We start from the raw sequence: 18,854 nt of genomic DNA on the forward strand, positions 1-18,854 counted from the left end.
GGGCGGTACCACCTTGAGGCGTGCGGGACAATGGAGTACGTGACTCGGATCGTGATCATCGGTGGCGGACCCGGCGGATACGAAGCGGCCCTCGTGGCCGCTCAGCTCGGCGCGGAGGTGACCGTCGTCGACTGCGACGGTCTGGGCGGGGCGTCGGTGCTGACCGACTGCGTGCCGTCGAAGACCCTTATCGCAACGGCCGAGGTGATGACCACCTTCGACTCCTCCTACGAGGAGCTCGGCATCATCGTCGCCGACGACACCCCGCACATCGACACCCCGGCGCGGGTCGTCGGCGTGGACCTGGGCAAGGTCAACCGGCGTGTGAAGCGGCTCGCGCTCGCCCAGTCGCACGACATCACCGCCGCCGTCACCCGCGCCGGCGCCCGCGTGATGCGCGGCCGCGGCCGCCTGGAGGGCATGCAGGCCCTGGACGGCTCCCGCAAGGTCGTGGTCACCGCGGCCGACGGCAGCGAGGAGACCCTCACCGCCGACGCCGTGCTCATCGCGACCGGCGGCCACCCGCGCGAGCTGCCCGACGCCAAGCCGGACGGCGAGCGCATCCTGAACTGGACGCAGGTCTACGACCTCGACGAGCTGCCCGAGGAGCTCATCGTGGTCGGCTCCGGCGTCACCGGCGCCGAGTTCGCCGGCGCCTACCAGGCCCTCGGCTCCCGCGTCACCCTCGTCTCCTCCCGCGACCGCGTGCTGCCGGGCGAGGACCCGGACGCCGCCGCCGTCCTGGAGGACGTCTTCCGGCGCCGCGGCATGAACGTCATGGCCCGCTCCCGCGCCCAGTCCGCCAAGCGCGTCGGCGACCGCGTCGAGGTCACCCTCGCCGACGGCCGTGTGATCACCGGCTCGCACTGCCTGATGGCGGTCGGCGCCATCCCCAACACCGAGGGGATGGGCCTGGAGGAGGCCGGCGTCAAGCTGAAGGACTCCGGTCACATCTGGACCGACAAGGTCTCCCGCACCAGCGCGCCGGGCGTGTACGCGGCCGGTGACGTCACCGGTGTCTTCGCGCTCGCCTCGGTGGCCGCGATGCAGGGACGTATCGCCATGTACCACTTCCTCGGCGACGCGGTGGCCCCGCTCAACCTCAAGACGGTCTCCTCCAACGTCTTCACCGACCCCGAGATCGCCACCGTCGGCTACACCCAGGCCGACGTGGACTCCGGTGCCATCGAGGCGCGGGTCGTGAAGCTGCCGCTGCTGCGCAACCCGCGCGCCAAGATGCAGGGCATCCGCGACGGCTTCGTCAAGATCTTCTGCCGCCCCGGCACCGGCATCGTGGTCGGCGGCGTGGTCGTCGCCCCGCGCGCCTCGGAGCTGATCCACCCCATCTCGCTCGCCGTGGACAACAACCTGACGGTCGAACAGATCGCGAACGCGTTCACCGTCTATCCGTCCCTGTCGGGCTCGATCGCCGAGGTGGCACGGCAGCTGCACACCCGTAAGACCGGCGACGCCTAGACACCCCCGGTCCCTCAGCTCCCCTTTCGTCACGGGGAGTTGCGGGTTCTTCCTGTGGCACAGGCGACGGGAGTATGCCCATATACCACTTCCCGTCGCCCTGTGCGAACAACTTCTGTTATTCGGCGCAAACTGCTGAAAGCAGACGGTCGTTGGGGTTACTGTCAGTTTCGTGTTCGCTGCAGAACGTCGCCAATTGATCCTCGAAATGGTGCGAGCCAACGGGGCCGTGTCGCTCCGTGAGCTCGCCCGCGTCGTCCAGACCTCCGAAGTGACCGTACGACGTGACGTGCGTGCACTGGAGGCAGAAGGACTCCTCGACCGCCGGCACGGCGGTGCGGTACTGCCGGGCGGGTTCACGCGGGAATCCGGCTTTCCGCAGAAATCACATCTCGCGACGGCCGAGAAGACGGCCATCGCCGATCTCGCCGCGAACCTCGTCGAGGAGGGCGAGGCCATCGTGGTCGGGGCGGGCACCACCACCCAGGAGCTGGCCCGCCGGCTCGCCCGCATCCCCGGGCTGACCGTCGTCACCAACTCCCTGCTGGTCGCCCAGGCGCTGGCCCACGCCAACCGCGTCGAGGTCGTGATGACCGGCGGCACCCTGCGGGGGTCCAACTACGCCCTGGTCGGGTCCGGCGCCGAGCAGTCCCTCCAGGGGCTGCGGGTGTCCAAGGCGTTCCTGTCGGGCAGCGGGCTGACCGCCGAGCGCGGGCTGTCCACGTCCAACATGCTGTCCGCGTCCGTGGACCGGGCGCTGGTGCAGGCCGCCGCGGAGGTCGTCGTCCTCGCGGACCACACCAAGCTCGGTACGGACACGATGTTCCAGACCGTGCCGACCGATGTGATCACCCGGCTGGTCACCGACGAGCCGCCCGCCCATGACGACCGCGCGGCGACCGAGTTGCAGGCGCTGGCCGACCAGGGGGTGCAGATCGCCGTCGCGGGTGCGCCGGGAAACGGTCAGGGCGGCGCGACGCAGGGAAATGACGGTGCGGTGGGGCGTCCCGCCGCTCGCCGTGACGTGCCGGTCCCGGCGCCGCGGCGGGGCGTGCCGGGAGCGGGGCCTTCCCTCCGGTCGGCGGGGGTTCTCGCCGATCAGGGACCCGTGGTGGAGCGTTCGAGCCGGGTCGCGGACATGCGCCGCCGCTGACCCGGCCCTTCCCGGCCCGGGCGCGCTTCCGGCCCCAGCGGCGGCGCCCGGCGGAGGTGCCGCCTTCTCGCCCCAGCGGCCGGCGCCCGGCGGAGGCGCCGCCTCGTACCGCCCCTCCCGGACGGGGGCGCGGGCGGGAGTGACAAGGTGTCCCGCGTGATGACGCGTGAGGACCTCATGAACGCCCTCGGCGGACTCCGGCAGGCCCGGATCGGCGGCCGCCGGGCCCCGCACAAGCCGCTGCTGGTGCTCTGGCTGCTGGGCCGCTTCGCCTCGTCCGGCAGCACCGCGGTCACCTACGACGAGGCGGAGGAACCCGTCAGCCGGCTGATCAACGACTTCGGGCCCGCGGTGGTGAGCCCGTCACGGGCACGGGAACGGGCGGCCATGCCCTTCGTCCATCTGGAGCGGGCCATCTGGGAGGTCCGCGACCGGCAGGGCGAGGACGTGGGGCCGGACGCCCCCGAGCGAGGGCACTGGCTGCGGACCCGCGGCGCCCATGGACGGCTGCGCCCGGAGGTCGAGGCGCTGCTGGCGGACCACGGCACGGTCGCCGCGGCCGCCAGACTTCTGCTGGAGCAGCACTTCACCCCGGCCCTGGAGGGCCTGATCTGCGACGCCGTGGGACTGGACCTCGCCGGGACGGACGGGGCGCTGTCCCCGGCGGCCCGGCAGCGGCGGCAGCCGCGACGCGCGGGGTTCGTCGAGGAGGTGCTGCACGCCTACGCCTACGCCTGTGCCTTCTGCGGCTTCGACGGGGCGCTCGGCCGTCACCCCATAGGGCTGGAGGCCGCCCATGTGCGATGGCGCAGCTGGGACGGGCCGGACGAGGTGCACAACGGTCTGGCGCTCTGCTCCCTGCACCACACGCTGTTCGACATCGGAGCGCTGGGGATCCGGTCCGACCTGCGCATCCAGGTGTCACAGCTGTATGTGGCCCGCAGCGAGGCCGGGAGGTCCGTCGACGCGCTGCACGGGCGCCCGGTCGCCCTGCCGCGCCCCGGTCGGCCGGCCGTCGATCCGCGGCACATCGCCTGGCACGAGAGGCAGGTCTTCAAACGGGCCGGTGCCCGGAGCGGGCCGCAGCGGGGGCGCCCCTGTCCGTCGTAGCGCCTCGGGCGGGGTGCGCGGCTCGGCGTGCCCCCCGCGGCGGAGCCGTACGGCGAGAGGAGCCGTACCACGTAGGAGCCGTACGACGAGAGGAGCCCCGCACCCTCGGACGGGTGCGGGGCTCCTGCGTCGAGAAGTGATCAGTCCTTGATCTCGCAGATCGCGGCGCCCGACGTGATGGACGCGCCGACCTCCGCGGTCAGGCCCTTGATGGTGCCGGACTTGTGGGCGTTGAGGGGCTGCTCCATCTTCATGGCCTCCAGGACGACGACGAGGTCGCCCTCCTTGACCTCCTGGCCCTCCTCGACGGCGATCTTGACGATCGTGCCCTGCATGGGCGAGGCGAGGGTGTCGCCGGAGGCGACGGGGCCCGACTTCTTGGCGGCGCGCCGCTTGGGCTTGGCGCCGGCGGCGAGGCCGGTGCGGGCCAGGGACATGCCGAGGGAGGACGGCAGGGAGACCTCAAGGCGCTTGCCGCCGACCTCGACGACGACCGTCTCGCGGCCGGCCTCCTCGTCCGTCTCGGCGTCGGCCGGGGCGGTGAAGGGCTTGATCTCGTTGACGAACTCGGTCTCGATCCAGCGGGTGTGGACCGTGAACGGGTCGGTGGAGCCGGTCAGCTCGGGGGCGAACGCCGGGTCCCTGACCACCGCGCGGTGGAACGGGATGGCGGTGGCCATGCCCTCGACCTGGAACTCCTCCAGCGCACGCGCGGCGCGCTGCAGGGCCTGCTCACGGGTGGCGCCGGTGACGATCAGCTTGGCAAGCAGCGAGTCCCACGCCGGGCCGATGACCGAGCCGGACTCCACGCCCGCGTCCAGGCGGACACCGGGGCCGGACGGCGGGTCGAAGCGGGTGACCGTGCCGGGGGCCGGGAGGAAGCCCCGGCCCGGATCCTCGCCGTTGATACGGAACTCGAACGAGTGACCCCGGATCGCCGGGTCGCCGTAACCCAGCTCCTCGCCGTCGGCGATGCGGAACATCTCGCGGACCAGGTCGATGCCGGTGACCTCCTCGGTGACCGGGTGCTCCACCTGGAGACGGGTGTTGACCTCCAGGAAGGAGATCGTGCCGTCGAGGCCGACGAGGAACTCCACCGTGCCGGCGCCGACGTAGCCGGCCTCCTTCAGGATGGCCTTCGAGGCGCGGTACAGCTCGGCCATCTGCTCGTCCGAGAGGAAGGGCGCGGGGGCCTCCTCGACCAGCTTCTGGTGGCGGCGCTGGAGAGAGCAGTCACGGGTGGAGACCACCACCACGTTGCCGTGCTTGTCGGCGAGGCACTGGGTCTCCACGTGACGCGGCTTGTCCAGGTAGCGCTCGACAAAGCACTCGCCGCGACCGAAGGCGGCCACCGCCTCGCGGACCGCGGAGTCGTACAGCTCCGGCACCTCTTCCAGGGTGCGGGCGACCTTCAGACCACGGCCACCGCCACCGAAGGCGGCCTTGATCGCGATGGGCAGGCCGTGCTCCTCGGCGAAGGCCACCACCTCGTCGGCGCCGCTGACCGGGTCCGGCGTACCGGCGACCAGCGGGGCGCCCGCGCGCTGCGCGATGTGCCGGGCGGCCACCTTGTCGCCGAGGTCCCGGATGGCCTGCGGCGGCGGGCCGATCCAGATCAGCCCCGCGTCCAGGACGGCCTGGGCGAACTCGGCGTTCTCGGAGAGGAAGCCGTAGCCGGGGTGGATCGCGTCGGCGCCGGACTCGCGCGCGGCGTTCAGGATCTTGTCGATGACCAGGTAGCTGGTGGCCGGGGTGTCACCGCCCAGAGCGAACGCCTCATCCGCCGCGCGGACATGCAGAGCGTCCCGGTCCGGGTCGGCGTAGACGGCAACGCTCGCGATCCCGGCGTCCCGGCATGCACGGGCCACGCGGACAGCGATTTCGCCACGGTTGGCGATGAGCACCTTGCGCACGATTGAGGCTCCCTCCTTGAAACAAGCCGAGTTTAGGGACTGCCGACACGGCAGTTCGACCCGTCCCCAATGGTGAGCTCTGCCACACGGAGCGTGACTCGACGCTTGCTCGACCTGCGAAACCCTTGTCGCGCCTCGGTACGCAGGACTCCTCCGGGAAACCCTAGCCCCCTCGTGTGGTCAAGGTCTCTGTGAGAGCGTGCTGCGGCCCACTCCGTTTCTTTGTCGAGTCCCTACGAATGGCCCAATGATTCTTTGCCTGTCACAGAACCCTTGTCCCGAGGTTTACCCGTTAGTAGCGTTCGCGATGACTCGAACGTACTTGAGGTAACAGCAGCCCGGTTCGGGCGGCGCTCGAACGCTCGGAAGAGGGTGGGGACCCGTGGTGCGCAGACCGGTGGCCTGGTTGTTGGCGGTCGTGCTCCTCGTCGAGGGAGTGGCGATCGCCGCGGTGAACTGGTTCCTCGGCCATGTCGTCGAACGGCAGCACATGTCCCTGGCGGGCCTGGACCCGGACGTGATGTCGCTGTCCTCGAAGATCGGCGGCGTGCTGTTCGGGCTCTACTTCCTGCTGTGCGCCCTGGTCGCCCTGCTCGTCGCCCTGCGCGACCGCGCCCCGGCCGGCCTCGGGCGCATCGCCCTGGTCAGCGCCGCGGTGGTGCACGGTCTGCTGGCCGCGGTGACCTGGGGACTGGTGGGCCCGCCCGCGTTCGTGTTCATGGTGGTCGTGCTCGGCCTGATCGTGCTGCTGCTGATGACCTACGACCGGTTGGAGGAGGCCGCCGGCGAGCCGACGGCCCCCGAGGCGGGCGCGGCGCCCGCGTGAGCCTCAGGCCCACAGCTCCGTGATGCCCACGCCCAGCTTGCCCAGCAGGCGGCGCACCAGCGGCAGGCTGATGCCGATCACATTGCCGTGGTCGCCGTCGATGCCGTCGATGAACGGGGCCGAGCGGCCGTCGAGGGTGAAGGCGCCCGCGACATGGAGGGGTTCGCCGGAGGCGACGTACGCGGCGATCTCCTCGTCCGTCGGCTCGCCGAAGCGGACGACGGTGGAGGCGGTGGCCGAGGCGTAGCGGCCCGTCGCGGTGTCCCACACGCAGTGGCCGGTCTGCAGCACGCCGGCGCGGCCGCGCATGGACTTCCAGCGGGCGGTGGCCTCCTCGGCGTCGGCGGGCTTGCCGAGGGCCTGTCCGTCGAGTTCGAGCACCGAGTCGCAGCCGATCACCAGCGCGCCCTGCACCTCGGGCCGGGCGGCCACCACGGACGCCTTGGCCTCGGCGAGGGCCAGGGCCAGCTCGGCCGGGGTGGGCGCGGTGACGGCCTCCTCGTCGACGCCGCTCACGATGACCTCGGGGGCGAGTCCGGCCTGGCGCAGCAGCCCGAGGCGGGCGGGGGACTGGGAGGCGAGGACGAGTCGGCGGCGGGGCTGATCAGTCATGCGGTCAGCGTAGCGCCGGGCTCCGGGGGCCGGGGCTCAGCGCAGACCGATCGCGATCATCGCCAGCACCATGGCCACGGCCATGAGAACGCCCAGCCGCCGCAGCATGGCCTGCATCTCGCGCAGTTCTTCGGGCGGCTCGTTCTCCGGGTCGGACCACAGCATGCCCGCCATCGTCCGGCCGGCCGGCCGCACGGCGCCTGAGTACGCGTACTCAACTTCCCTCGCCCATCTAAACGGGACTGGAGTTCTGTTAACCTAACGGTACTTCGATTCCGTTAAGGGAGAGGGAGGGTGCGTCATGTTCACCACGGTCTGGACCGCGTCCCCGCAGCAGCCCAGTGAGGGCTTCACCCCCAACTGGTCCCGCGAGGGGTTCTGGCGCCAGTCGCTGCGGCAGGTCGTCCGGCTCACCGCGGCGGGCGGCCGGGTGCGGATACGGCTGTCGAACGCGTACGGCCTGTCACCGCTGCGCATCGCCGCGGCGAGCGTGATGCGGGCGGGGGAGCCGGGCTCGCTGCGACGGCTGACCTTCGGGGGAGCGGGCGACACGGAGATCCCGGCCCGCGGGGAGACCGTCAGCGACGCGGCCGAGCTGACCGTCGCCGCGGGGGAGGCGCTGGCCGTCACCCTGTACTTCGACACCGCGACGGGGCCCGCGACCTTCCACGCGCAGGCGTTCACCAGCAGCCACCGCGGCGAGGGCGATCTCACGGCCGCCGCGGACGGCTTCGACGCGGTCACCGAGTCCTGGTACTTCCTGTCCGCCGTCGAGGTGGACGCGGGCCGCACCGACGGCATCGCCCTCTTCGGCGACTCGATCACCGACGGCTTCGGCTCCACCCCGGGCGCCGACCGCCGCTGGTCCGACGCCCTGGCCGCGCGCACCGGGCGGCCCGTGCTCAACGCCGGGATCGGCGGGAACCTGCTGCTCAACGACTCCGCGTGGTACGGGGAGAAGGGCGTGCGCCGGCTGGGCCGCGATGTGCTGGCCCACTCGGGCGTGGACACGCTCGTGGTGCTGCTCGGGCTCAACGACATCGGGTTCAGCGAGACGGACGAGCAGCCGACGTACAGACCGGCGCCGGTGGTGGAGACCGACGAGCTCGTCGCCGGGCACCGCGAGCTGATCCGGCGGGCGCGGGAGGCGCGGCTGCGGGTGATCGGCGCGACGCTGCTGCCGCTGGGCGGCTCGGACCACTGGGGGGAGCACGCGGCGAAGGTGAGCCATGAGCTCAACGAGTGGATCCGCGGCTGCGGGGAGTACGACGCCGTGGTCGACCTCGCGCGCGTGATGGCGGACCCGGCCGACCCCGAGCGGTTGCGGCCGGCGTACGACTTCGGCGATCACCTGCACCCCAACGACAAGGGGTACGAGGTGATGGCCGAAGCCGTCGTGGCCGTCCTGTGATGCCTACGCAGGCCAGTAGGTGCGGGCCCATGCCGTCGGCCCCGCCTGCGGCACACGCTGGACCGCGATGCGGGACGGGTCGGACCATGCGGCCCGCGGAGCGGGTGTGCCGGGCGCCGCGGCTGTGGTGGCCGCGGCGCGGGCCCTGACCACCGCCAGGGCGGCGGCCAGCTCCTCGGGGGTCGGGTTGCCCCGTACGACCTTGATGGTCACAGCGGCTCCTTACAGGGGGATGTTGCCGTGCTTCTTCGGAGGCAGGGATTCCCGCTTCGTCCGCAGCTGACGCAGGCCGCGCACGATGTGGCGGCGGGTGTCGGACGGGGCGATCACGGAGTCGACATAGCCGCGCTCGGCCGCGATGTAGGGGTTGAGGAGGGTGTCCTCGTACTCCTGGATCAGCCTCGCGCGCACCGCCTCCAGGTCCTCCCCGTTGGCCTCGGCCTCGGCGAGGGTGCGGCGGTGCAGGATGTTGACCGCGCCCTGGGCGCCCATGACGGCGATCTGGGCCGTCGGCCAGGCCAGGTTCAGGTCGGCGCCCAGGTGCTTGGAGCCCATGACGTCGTAGGCGCCGCCGAACGCCTTGCGGGTGATGACGGTGATCAGCGGGACCGTGGCCTCGGCGTAGGCGTAGATCAGCTTGGCGCCGCGGCGGATGATGCCGTCGTGCTCCTGGCCGACGCCCGGCAGGAAGCCGGGGACGTCCACGAAGGTGATCACGGGGACGTTGAAGGCGTCGCAGGTCCGGACGAACCGGGCCGCCTTCTCGGAGGCCGTGATGTCCAGGCAGCCGGCGAACTGCATCGGCTGGTTGGCGACGATGCCCACCGGGTGGCCCTCGACGCGGCCGAAGCCGGTGAGGATGTTCGGCGCGAACAGCGGTTGCGTCTCGAAGAACTCGCCGTCGTCCAGGACGTGCTCGATCACCGTGTGCATGTCGTACGGCTGGTTCGCGCTGTCCGGCACGATCGCATCCAGCTCGCGGTCCTCGTCCGTGACCGTGAGGTCGGCCTCCTCGGGGAAGGCCGGCGGCTCGGAGAGGTTGTTGGACGGCAGGTACGACAGCAGCTGCTTGACGTACTCGATGGCGTCCTTCTCGTCCCCGGCCATGTGGTGGGCCACGCCCGAGACCGAGTTGTGGGTGCGGGCGCCGCCCAGCTCCTCGAAGCCGACGTCCTCGCCGGTGACCGTCTTGATGACGTCGGGGCCGGTGATGAACATGTGCGAGGTCTGGTCGACCATGATCGTGAAGTCGGTGATCGCGGGCGAGTACACCGCGCCGCCCGCGCACGGGCCGACGACCAGGCTGATCTGCGGGATCACACCGGAGGCGTGGGTGTTGCGGCGGAAGATCTCGCCGTACGCGCCGAGCGAGGCCACACCCTCCTGGATGCGGGCGCCGCCGGAGTCGTTGATGCCGATGACCGGGCAGCCGGTCTTCAGCGCGAAGTCCATGACCTTGACGATCTTCTGGCCGTAGACCTCGCCCAGCGCGCCGCCGAAGACGGTGAAGTCCTGGGAGAACACCGCCACCGGACGCCCGTCGACCGTGCCGTAGCCGGTGACGACGCCGTCGCCGTAGGGGCGGTTGGCGTCCAGGCCGAAGTTGGTGGAGCGGTGCCGGGCGAACTCGTCGAGCTCGACGAACGAGTCCTCGTCGAGCAGCAGGTCGATGCGCTCACGCGCCGTCAGCTTGCCCTTGGCGTGCTGCTTCTCGACGGCGCGTTCCGAGCCGGCGTGCGTCGCCTCCTGGATGCGGCGCTGGAGATCCGCGAGCTTGCCCGCGGTGGTGTGAATGTCGATCTCTTCCGGCTCGGACATCGGGATGCGGCTCCCTGCCTGCTCAAAAGGGGGGACGATTACTCATCCGTAGATTAGTGGTGGGCCTACCGATCGGCAGTGCGGCGTACAACACACCTAGTGTGGCTTGCATGACGCCGCGAGAGCCTTCCGAGAACCGCTGGTCCGACCTCAACCGCCCGCCCCTGAACCCCTTGTCCCTGCGCCGGGGACTGGTGCGCGAGGGCGGCCTGTACCGCGAGGTGGAGGTCGTGCGCGACACCGGCTCCACCAACTCCGACCTCGTCGCCCTCGCCGTCGCGGGCAAGGCGCAGGAGGGCGCGGTCCTCGTCGCCGAGGAGCAGACCGCCGGGCGGGGCCGCCTGGACCGCCAGTGGTCCGCACCGCCCCGCTCCGGCCTCTTCTTCTCCGTTCTGCTGCGCCCCGCCGAGGTCCCGGTCGCCCGCTGGGGCTGGCTCCCCCTGCTCACCGGCGTCGCCGTCGCCACGGGCCTGTCCCGTACGGCCGGAGTGGACACGGCACTCAAGTGGCCCAACGACCTCCTCGTCACCGTCGGCGGCGAGGAGCGCAAGGCGGGCGGCATCCTCGCCGAGCGGGCGGGCGAGGACATGGTCGTCGTCGGCGTGGGCATCAACGTCACCCTGCGCGAGGACGAACTCCCCGTCCCCCAGGCGGGTTCGCTGGCCCTCGCGGGCGCGGTGAACACCGACCGCGACCCGCTGCTGCGGGCCGTCCTGCGCTCCCTGGAGGAGTGGTACGGACGGTGGCGCGCGGCGGGCGGTGATCCCTCGGCGTGCGGGCTGCAGGAGACATACGCGGCCGGGTGCGCGACGCTGGGCAGGACCGTGAGGGCCGAACTTCCCGGGGATCGGTCGATCGTCGGAGAGGCGGTGGCGGTCGACGGAGACGGACGACTGGTGATCGCGACACAGGAGGGCGTCCAGGAGCCCGTGGGAGCCGGAGACATCGTCCACCTGCGACCGGCGTGAGCGTGCATGCCCTCAGAGGCGCGGGGAACTGCGCGAGAGACCACGAACCACCCGCACCCGGCACACCGGAAACAACCCGGCAGACGCACCCCCGCGACCGCCCCACCTGACGGAGTGAGCTGGCGCACACCTGCCGTACAGTTGAGGCCGGTCGATACCTGACCGCGGTAGATCGGAAGGGCAGCAGGCGTGACCGTCGACGACAGGGGCGATCCCCACGCCACCGAACCCGGCGAGGATCCGCTCGCTCTGCGCCTGGAACAGCTGATCCTCGGCGCCGAGCGGCGCTACACCCCCTTCCAGGCGGCCCGCACCGCCGGTGTCTCCATGGAGCTGGCGTCCCGCTTCTGGCGCGCCATGGGCTTCGCGGACATCGGCCAGGCCAAGGCGCTCACCGAGGCCGACGTCCTGGCCCTGCGGCGTCTGGCCGGTCTGGTCGAGGCGGGGCTGCTCAGCGAGGCCATGGCCGTGCAGGTCGCCCGCTCGACCGGGCAGACCACCGCCCGGCTGGCCGAGTGGCAGATCGACTCCTTCCTGGAGGGCCTGACCGAGCCCCCCGAGCCGGGCATGACCCGTACCGAGGTCACGTATCCCCTGGTCGAGCTGTTGCTGCCGGAGCTGGAGGAGTTCCTGGTCTACGTCTGGCGCCGCCAGCTCGCCGCGGCCACCGGCCGGGTCGTGCAGGCGGCGGACGACGAGGAGATGGTCGACCGGCGCCTCGCCGTCGGCTTCGCCGACCTGGTCGGCTTCACCCGGCTCACCCGCCGCCTGGAGGAGGAGGAGCTGGGCGAGCTGGTCGAGGCGTTCGAGACGACGGCCGCCGACCTGGTCGCCGCCCGCGGTGGCCGCCTGATCAAGACCCTGGGCGACGAGGTCCTCTACGCGGCGGACGACGCCGGTACGGCCGCGGAGATCGCCCTGCGGCTGATCGAGACGATGGCGAACGACGAGACCATGCCGGAGCTGCGGGTGGGCATCGCCTTCGGCACGGTGACCACTCGTATGGGCGATGTCTTCGGTACGACGGTGAACCTGGCCTCCCGGCTCACCTCGATAGCTCCGCGCGACGCCGTCCTCGTCGACAGCGCCTTCGCCGAGGAGCTGATCCGCACGGGTGAGGCGCCCGCCTCCGAGACGGAGGCCGCGGAGGCGGCGGCCGCCGCGGAGAAGGAGGGCGAGGAGCCCCCGGCGTACCGCTTCGCCCTCCAGCCGATGTGGCAGCGTCCGGTCCGTGGCCTGGGCGTGGTGGAGCCGTGGCTGCTCACCCGCAGGGACGGCGCGCAGGCCCCGTAGGACGGCCCCGTCAGTCGTCGGGTCCGTCCAGGACGCACAGCCCGATCACCGGGATGCAGATGCCGGCCGGCGGCGTGCTGGTGGCCGGCGGCGTGGACGGCTGCGGCGGGCTCTGCGACGGTGTGCGCGTCTGGGACGGAGCCGGGGCGGGCGGTGGCTCCGGCGTGGGGGTGGCCGCAGGCGGGGCGGTGGCTGTCTCGGTGGCGCGGGGAGTCGGTGTGCTGGGTGCCTGCGGGATGCCGGTCGCGGTCGGGGCGGCCTGGGCCGCGGGGGCGGTGGGGACGGCCCTGGTCGTGGACGGTACGGCGATGCTGACGCCCGGCACCGGTGCGGCGGAGGCCCCGCCGAGCGGGGCGGGCGCCGACGGGCTCGCCTGCGGGACGGTGGTGACGGTCGCGCCCGCGTTGGTCGCCCGGTCCGTGCCCTGGTACGGGTTGAGCCGCGGCTCCGCCTCAGTGGCCCCGAGCCCGACGGTCCCCGGCTCCGGCGCGAGCCGCACCAGACTCAACGCCCCGGCAGCTAGCGCGAGCCCGCCCGCGGCCAGCAGCACCTTGCGAGGGCGGGGCCGCCGGTGCCGGCCGCGAGGCCGGGGGAGAAGCGCCGCCCGAAAGGTTTCTTCACCCCGCCGTGTGAGGGGTGCCCCACCGGACAGCCCGGCCCTGCGGGTGCTGCTGGGCGTCGAGTGGTCCGGGGCGGTCGTGTCGTCTGTGGCGGTGGAGTGGTCCGGGGCGATTGTGTCGTCTGTGGCGGTGGAGTGGTCAGGCGTCGGGGGGTCCGTGGCCGTGGAGCCGTCTGCGGTCGCCGAGTGGTTCGCGGCCGTCGTCTCGCCCTTGGTCATCGCGTGGTCCACGGCCGCTGCGTCCTTGGCCTTCGCGTCACCCTTGGCCGTGCAATCCCTGGTGGTCGCGGCGTCGGCGCCAGTCGCGTCGTCGTGGGGCATCGCGTCGTCTGCGACCACCGAGTGGTCCGCGCCCGTCGCCTTCCTCGCGCCCGTCACCTGGCCCGCGCCCGTCACCTGGCCCGCGCCCGTCGCCTCGCCCGCGCCCGGCGCCTCGCCCGTGCCCGACTCCTCGCCCCTGGTCATCGCGTCGTCCGTCGTCATCGCGATCCCTCCCCGATCCGTGCGCCCCCGACGCGCCGTGTGGCGGAGCACGTTATGCGCTCCCGCGCGGCCGGGAGGGCCAGTCGGCCGGGATGTCACTCGAACGGGGTGTCGGAGGCGTACCTCGGGCCGCTCTTCCCCCGGAGGGACCCGGCTGGGATGATCGGGGCGAGAGTTGTTAACCCGCGTTAACCGGAGGGTGTGTCCATGAGCGAGGAGCGGTTCGGGGAGTTCGTGGCCGTACGGCGGCACGGCGACGGGGGCCATGTCGCCGAGCTGGCCCTGGACCGGCCCAAGGCCATGAACGCCGTGTCGACCGAGATGGCCCGCTCCATCGCCGGCGCCTGCGCCGCCCTGGGCGCCGACCGGGGCGTACGCGTGGTGGTGGTGACCTCCACGCACGAGCGCGCCTTCTGCGTCGGCGCCGATCTGAAGGAGCGCAACTCCTTCACCGACGCCGACCTGGTCCGCCAGCGCCCGGTCGCCCGCGGCGCCTACACCGGCGTCCTGGAACTGCCCGTGCCGACGATCGCCGCGGTCCACGGCTTCGCCCTGGGCGGCGGCTTCGAGCTGGCCCTGGCCTGCGACCTCATCGTGGCGGACCGCACCGCGGTGGTGGGCCTGCCGGAGGTCTCCGTGGGCGTCATCCCCGGCGGCGGCGGTACGCAGCTCCTGCCCCGGCGGGTGGGCGCGGCCCGCGCGGCGGAGCTGATCTTCTCCGCCCGCCGCGTGGAGGCCCCCGAGGCCGCTGAGCTGGGCCTGGTCGACCAGCTCGTGGACGAGGGCCGCGACCGCGAGGAGGCCCTCGCGCTGGCCGCCCGCATCGCCGCCAACTCCCCGGTGGGCCTGCGAGCCGCCAAGCGCGCACTGCGCCTCGGCCACGGGCTGGACCTTGCGGCGGGCCTGGAGGTGGAGGACGCGGCCTGGCGGTCCGTCGCCTTCTCGGGGGACAGGGCGGAGGGCGTGAGGGCCTTCAACGAGAAGCGCAAGCCCGCGTGGCCGGGTGAGTGAACGCTGCTCAGGGGCGCGGGGGACGGCGCGAGAAGCGGCCACCGCCGGTAGAGCGCATCACCGCGTGACCACCCCCACCTGTTCGCCACACCAACCCACCAAACCCCCCGAAACATCCCTAACCTGGGGTAATGGGTGACGACAAGCGGCTCGCGGCGGTGGTCGCGCTAGCGCAGGGCATGGCGGCGGCACACACCCCCCGCGAATCCTGGCGCGCGGCAGCGCTCGGTGCCTGCCGCGCCCTGGACGGCAGCTTCGCCGCCCTGTCCGCGTGGGAGCGCGAGCTGGGACAGCTGCGCGTCCTCGTGAACGTGGGCGACCGCACCGCGGACGAGCGGGAGTTCCCGGAGGACGAGGCGTATCCCGTCCATCAGTTCCCCGAGATCACCGAGTTCCTGCACGAGCGCTGGGCGGGCGGCGGCGGCCCGGGCGCCTGGGTGGAGACGGCCGAGGGCCCCGCCGCGGGCCGCCCCGGCTATGTCCATCAGCGCGTGGCCGCCCTGCGCCGCCGGGGGCGCGGGAGCTGTGTCGTCGCGCCGGTCGTGCTGCACGGCCGGGCGTGGGGCGAGCTGTATGTCGCCCGTCCCCTGCGCGCCGCCGTCTTCGAGCCGGCCGACGCCGAGTTCGCCACCGTGCTGGCGGCCGTGGTCGCCGCCGGTCTCGCGCAGACCGAGCGGCTGGAGGAGGCGCGCCGGCTGGCGTTCACCGACTCGCTGACCGGCCTCGCCAACCGCCGGGCCGTCGACATGCGGCTGGACGAGGCCGTCGAGCGGCACCGCGCGGAGGGCGTGGCCGTCAGCCTCGTCGTCTGTGACGTCAACGGCCTCAAGCGGGTCAACGACACCCTCGGCCACGCCGTCGGCGACCGCCTGCTGGAGCGGTTCGGCTCGGTGCTGTCGCTGTGCGGCGCCATGCTGCCCGGCGCGCTGGTGGCGCGGCTCGGCGGGGACGAGTTCTGTCTGCTGGCGGTCGGGCCCCCGGCGGACGACGTGGTGAAGGTGGCCGACGAGCTGTGCCGCAGGGCCGCCGAGCTGGAGCTGGGCGACGGGGTGGCCTGCGGGGTGGCGTCCACCGAGGACCCCATCGGGCCGGTGCCCTCGGCCCGCCGGCTGTTCCGGCTGGCGGACGCCGCCCAGTACCGGGCCAAGGCGGAGCGGGCGACGAAGCCGGTGGTCGCGGGCCGCGAGGGACCGGACGACCCGGTCGTGCGGCTGGCCGACGAGCCCTCGACGGAGACCGGCGCCGAGCGCCGCCGCTTCCGCGGCCGTCACTGACGTACGTACATCCGGAAGGGATGTGACGCATTCAGCCGGAAGGGATGTGACGCATTCGGTAAGGGGCGAACCGGGCTCCCACTGGTGACATCTTCGTCTTCACTGCGTACGCTCCTGAATATGGATATGCACACTGTGGTGGTGGGAACGTCCGGCACGACCGCGTCCGACGTGATCGCCGTGGCGCGGGGCGGCGCCCGGGTCCAGCTCTCCGACGAGGCGGTGGCCGCCCTCGCCGCGGCCCGCGAGATCGTGGACGCGCTGGCCGCCAAGCCCGACCCCGTCTACGGCGTGAGCACCGGCTTCGGCGCCCTGGCGACCCGACACATCAGCCAGGAGCTGCGCACCCAGCTCCAGCGCAACATCGTCCGCTCGCACGCCGCCGGCATGGGCCCGCGCGTCGAGCGGGAGGTCGTGCGCGCGCTGATGTTCCTGCGCCTGAAGACCGTCTGCTCCGGCCACACCGGCGTCCGCCCCGAGGTCGCGCAGACCATGGCCGACATCCTCAACGCCGGAATCACCCCGGTCGTCCACGAGTACGGATCGCTGGGCTGCTCCGGCGACCTCGCCCCGCTGTCCCACTGCGCCCTGACCCTGATGGGCGAGGGTGACGCCGAGGGCCCCGACGGGACCGTGCGGCCCGCCGCCGAGCTGCTCGCCGAGCACGGCATCGCCCCGGTCGAGCTGCGCGAGAAGGAGGGCCTGGCCCTCCTCAACGGCACCGACGGCATGCTCGGCATGCTGATCATGGCCCTGGCCGACCTGGACACCCTCTACAAGAGCGCCGACATCACCGCGGCCCTCTCCCTGGAGGCCCTGCTCGGCACGGACAAGGTCCTCGCCCCCGAGCTGCACGCCATCCGCCCGCACCCGGGCCAGGGCGACTCCGCCGCCAACATGCTGGCCGTGCTCAAGGGCTCCGGCCTCACCGGCCACCACCAGGACGACGCCCCGCGGGTCCAGGACGCCTACTCGGTGCGCTGCGCCCCGCAGGTCGCCGGCGCCGGCCGTGACACCATGGCCCACGCCCGCCTGGTCGCCGAGCGCGAGCTGGCCTCCGCCGTCGACAACCCCGTCGTGCTGCCCGACGGCCGGGTCGAGTCCAACGGCAACTTCCACGGCGCCCCGGTCGCCTACGTCCTGGACTTCCTCGCCATCGCCGCCGCCGACCTGGCCTCCATCGCCGAGCGCCGCACCGACCGGCTGCTCGACAAGAACCGCAGCCACGGGCTGCCGCCGTTCCTGGCGGACGACGCCGGCGTGGACTCCGGGCTGATGATCGCCCAGTACACGCAGGCCGCGCTGGTCAGCGAGCTGAAGCGGCTGGCCGTACCGGCCTCGGCGGACTCCATCCCGTCCTCGGCGATGCAGGAGGACCATGTCTCCATGGGCTGGTCCGCCGCCCGCAAGCTGCGCACCGCCGTCGACAACCTCACCCGTGTCATCGCCGTCGAGCTCTACGCCGCCGCCCGCGCCGTCGAACTGCGCGAGGGCCTCACCCCGGCCCCGGCGACCCGGGCCGTCATCGCCGCCGCCCGCGAGGCCGGCGTCGGTGGCCCCGGCCCCGACCGCTTCCTCGCCCCCGACCTGGCCGCGGCCGACGCCTTCGTGCGCGGCGGCGGGCTGGTCGCCGCGGCGGAGACGGTCACCGGACCGCTGCGCTAGGCACGCCGAAGGGCCCCGTCCAGGGTGTGGACGGGGCCCTTCGTACGAACGTCAGGCGTGCTTACTTGAGCTTGCCGGCCTGGGCGTCGACGATCGCCGCCGGGATCGCGTAGTCCTTGCCGGTCATCATCGCGCCGATGTTCATCGTGAAGTACCCGGCGATGGTGTTGCCGTGGCGGACCACCTGGGCGTGCATGACGCCCGACTGGCCGGTCTTCTCGTCGATCTCGCCGGTCGCGGCGAAGGCCACCGCCTCGTCACCGGTGGCGCCGACGGCGTCCTCCGCGGCGACCTTGGTCACCTTGGACTTCTCGCCGCCGTCGGTGACCTCGAAGCCGCCCGAGCAGCTCTTGACCGCGTCGGAGACGGACTGGAAGGCGTCCGCGGCGCCCTCACCCTCGTACGAGGAGAGCGTGACCACGGTGACGTCGACGCTGAGCGCGTCGGTCATCGCGTCCTCGACCTCGCCCTCGGCCAGGTCCTCCAGCGACTTGGAGGCCGTGTCGGTGGGCTTCTTCTCCTGGCGGGCCATGGTGTTGGTCTCGGCCGGAGCGTCCGTGGGCGCGAGACCGGCCATGACGTAGACGAGCGGCAGGCACTTCTCGTCGCTCTTGAGCTTGTCCTTGGAGCTGGCCAGCTCCTTGTCGACGGGCTGGACCTTGTAGCCCGCGACATCGCCCTGCTTGATGAGCAGGTTGTCCAGCTCGGCCTTGGTCAGGGCCTTCGCGGAAGAACCCTTGCCGCCGTCCGAGCCGCCGTCCTCCGAACCGCTGTCCGAGCAGCCCGTGAGAAGTGCCAGCGACAGTGCGCCCACGACAGCCGTGGCGCACAGCCGCGCCCCCGATGATCTCTTCATGAGCGGACTATGAGTGTTCGGTCAAACGCACGTCAAGTTTGGGTATTTAGAACCCAAGGCGCTCTCTACGCACCGAATACACCACGAAACCGGCGCCGAGGGTGAGGAAGAACGTACCGCCCACGACGTAGGGCGTGCTGTCGAAGCTTCCGGTGTCCGCCAGTTCGGTGTCGCCCTGCGTGCCCTGCGCGCTCACCGACACGGCTCTGGCCTGCGTCGTCGAGGTCGTCGAGGGCTGCTGCCCACCCGCGGAGTCCCCGGTCGCGTTCGCGGACGGGACGAACCACAGGGCGCCCAGCAGGGTGGCCGCGGCGGTGGCGGTCAGCAACGGACGGCGAGCGGATGACACGGAATATCGATCCCCTT

At 72.4% G+C, this 18,854-nt stretch carries 18 protein-coding genes; 10 read left to right on the forward strand and 8 right to left on the reverse strand.

The genetic code is table 11. From position 1 onward, the window contains the following. The first annotated feature begins 30 nt into the window (after positions 1 to 30). The 3 genes from ACSU6M_RS21555 to ACSU6M_RS21565 all read left to right on the forward strand — a co-directional run bounded on the left by ACSU6M_RS21555 (position 31) and on the right by ACSU6M_RS21565 (position 3,739). A complete protein-coding gene (locus ACSU6M_RS21555) occupies positions 31 to 1,476 on the forward strand; it encodes an NAD(P)H-quinone dehydrogenase (protein WP_437071475.1) in 1,446 nt (481 codons plus the stop codon). Between the two features lie 172 nt (positions 1,477 to 1,648). Further along, entirely contained in the window at positions 1,649 to 2,629 is a 981-nt protein-coding gene (locus ACSU6M_RS21560) for a DeoR/GlpR family DNA-binding transcription regulator (RefSeq protein ID WP_437071476.1), read from the forward strand. Positions 2,630 to 2,788: 159 nt separating this feature from the next. Further along, on the forward strand, positions 2,789 to 3,739 hold the full coding sequence (locus ACSU6M_RS21565; RefSeq protein WP_437071477.1) for a phosphorothioated DNA-binding restriction endonuclease: 951 nt from the start codon (positions 2,789 to 2,791) through the stop codon (positions 3,737 to 3,739). Between the two features lie 140 nt (positions 3,740 to 3,879). Here the strand turns inward: ACSU6M_RS21565 and ACSU6M_RS21570 are convergent, their stop codons facing one another. Next, positions 3,880 to 5,652 (reverse strand): acetyl/propionyl/methylcrotonyl-CoA carboxylase subunit alpha, encoded by a 1,773-nt coding sequence (locus ACSU6M_RS21570; protein WP_437071479.1) that lies wholly within the window; start codon positions 5,650 to 5,652, stop codon positions 3,880 to 3,882. A 382-nt stretch (positions 5,653 to 6,034) separates the two neighbouring features. On the opposite strand from ACSU6M_RS21570, the gene ACSU6M_RS21575 reads away from it, so the two are divergent. Continuing rightward, positions 6,035 to 6,478 carry a hypothetical protein gene (locus tag ACSU6M_RS21575; protein WP_437071481.1) on the forward strand — a complete coding sequence of 148 codons (444 nt, stop codon included), beginning with the start codon at positions 6,035 to 6,037 and terminating at the stop codon, positions 6,476 to 6,478. 3 nt (positions 6,479 to 6,481) lie between these two features. Here ACSU6M_RS21575 and ACSU6M_RS21580 read toward each other — a convergent pair whose 3' ends face one another. Together ACSU6M_RS21580 and mmpB are read right to left on the reverse strand one after the other, a co-directional pair. Next, positions 6,482 to 7,090 carry a Maf family protein gene (locus tag ACSU6M_RS21580; RefSeq protein ID WP_437071482.1) on the reverse strand — a complete coding sequence of 203 codons (609 nt, stop codon included), beginning with the start codon at positions 7,088 to 7,090 and terminating at the stop codon, positions 6,482 to 6,484. A 36-nt stretch (positions 7,091 to 7,126) separates the two neighbouring features. Beyond that, complete coding sequence (mmpB, locus tag ACSU6M_RS21585; RefSeq protein ID WP_399645817.1) at positions 7,127 to 7,255, reverse strand: morphogenic membrane protein MmpB; 129 nt, start codon at positions 7,253 to 7,255, stop codon at positions 7,127 to 7,129. A 136-nt stretch (positions 7,256 to 7,391) separates the two neighbouring features. Between mmpB and ACSU6M_RS21590 the strand changes: the two genes are divergently transcribed. Then, positions 7,392 to 8,501, forward strand: a complete 1,110-nt coding sequence (locus tag ACSU6M_RS21590) for an SGNH/GDSL hydrolase family protein (RefSeq protein ID WP_437071484.1) — start codon at positions 7,392 to 7,394, stop codon at positions 8,499 to 8,501. A 3-nt stretch (positions 8,502 to 8,504) separates the two neighbouring features. On the opposite strand, the gene ACSU6M_RS21595 is transcribed toward ACSU6M_RS21590, so the two are convergent. Further along, complete coding sequence (locus ACSU6M_RS21595) at positions 8,505 to 8,714, reverse strand: acyl-CoA carboxylase epsilon subunit (protein WP_437071486.1); 210 nt, start codon at positions 8,712 to 8,714, stop codon at positions 8,505 to 8,507. Positions 8,715 to 8,723: 9 nt separating this feature from the next. Next, positions 8,724 to 10,319, reverse strand: coding sequence for an acyl-CoA carboxylase subunit beta (locus tag ACSU6M_RS21600; protein ID WP_437071488.1), 1,596 nt, complete (start codon positions 10,317 to 10,319; stop codon positions 8,724 to 8,726). 110 nt (positions 10,320 to 10,429) lie between these two features. Between ACSU6M_RS21600 and ACSU6M_RS21605 the strand changes: the two genes are divergently transcribed. Next, the gene (locus ACSU6M_RS21605; RefSeq protein WP_437071489.1) at positions 10,430 to 11,287 is read left to right on the forward strand and encodes a biotin--[acetyl-CoA-carboxylase] ligase; all 858 of its coding nucleotides are present in this window, start codon (positions 10,430 to 10,432) and stop codon (positions 11,285 to 11,287) included. Positions 11,288 to 11,476: 189 nt separating this feature from the next. Next, positions 11,477 to 12,580 (forward strand): adenylate/guanylate cyclase domain-containing protein, encoded by a 1,104-nt coding sequence (locus ACSU6M_RS21610; RefSeq protein WP_437071491.1) that lies wholly within the window; start codon positions 11,477 to 11,479, stop codon positions 12,578 to 12,580. 10 nt (positions 12,581 to 12,590) lie between these two features. Here ACSU6M_RS21610 and ACSU6M_RS21615 read toward each other — a convergent pair whose 3' ends face one another. Continuing rightward, positions 12,591 to 13,682: a hypothetical protein gene (locus ACSU6M_RS21615; protein ID WP_437071492.1), complete on the reverse strand. Its 1,092-nt coding sequence runs from the start codon at positions 13,680 to 13,682 to the stop codon at positions 12,591 to 12,593. A 207-nt stretch (positions 13,683 to 13,889) separates the two neighbouring features. Between ACSU6M_RS21615 and ACSU6M_RS21620 the strand changes: the two genes are divergently transcribed. The 3 genes from ACSU6M_RS21620 (at position 13,890) to hutH (ending at position 17,632) form a co-directional block, all read left to right on the forward strand. Further along, positions 13,890 to 14,693 (forward strand): enoyl-CoA hydratase/isomerase family protein, encoded by an 804-nt coding sequence (locus ACSU6M_RS21620; RefSeq protein WP_437071493.1) that lies wholly within the window; start codon positions 13,890 to 13,892, stop codon positions 14,691 to 14,693. A 131-nt stretch (positions 14,694 to 14,824) separates the two neighbouring features. Then, positions 14,825 to 15,967: a diguanylate cyclase domain-containing protein gene (locus ACSU6M_RS21625; protein ID WP_437071495.1), complete on the forward strand. Its 1,143-nt coding sequence runs from the start codon at positions 14,825 to 14,827 to the stop codon at positions 15,965 to 15,967. 126 nt (positions 15,968 to 16,093) lie between these two features. Then, the gene (gene hutH / locus ACSU6M_RS21630) at positions 16,094 to 17,632 is read left to right on the forward strand and encodes a histidine ammonia-lyase (protein WP_437075289.1); all 1,539 of its coding nucleotides are present in this window, start codon (positions 16,094 to 16,096) and stop codon (positions 17,630 to 17,632) included. Between the two features lie 61 nt (positions 17,633 to 17,693). On the opposite strand, the gene ACSU6M_RS21635 is transcribed toward hutH, so the two are convergent. Together ACSU6M_RS21635 and ACSU6M_RS21640 are read right to left on the reverse strand one after the other, a co-directional pair. Further along, complete coding sequence (locus ACSU6M_RS21635) at positions 17,694 to 18,488, reverse strand: hypothetical protein (RefSeq protein ID WP_437071496.1); 795 nt, start codon at positions 18,486 to 18,488, stop codon at positions 17,694 to 17,696. A gap of 46 nt (positions 18,489 to 18,534) precedes the next feature. Beyond that, positions 18,535 to 18,837 carry a hypothetical protein gene (locus tag ACSU6M_RS21640; RefSeq protein WP_437071498.1) on the reverse strand — a complete coding sequence of 101 codons (303 nt, stop codon included), beginning with the start codon at positions 18,835 to 18,837 and terminating at the stop codon, positions 18,535 to 18,537. Positions 18,838 to 18,854: the final 17 nt, after the last annotated feature.

It is taken from the genome of Streptomyces sp. enrichment culture (genome assembly GCF_964272895.1).
In the GTDB taxonomy this organism is placed as follows: domain Bacteria; phylum Actinomycetota; class Actinomycetes; order Streptomycetales; family Streptomycetaceae; genus Streptomyces.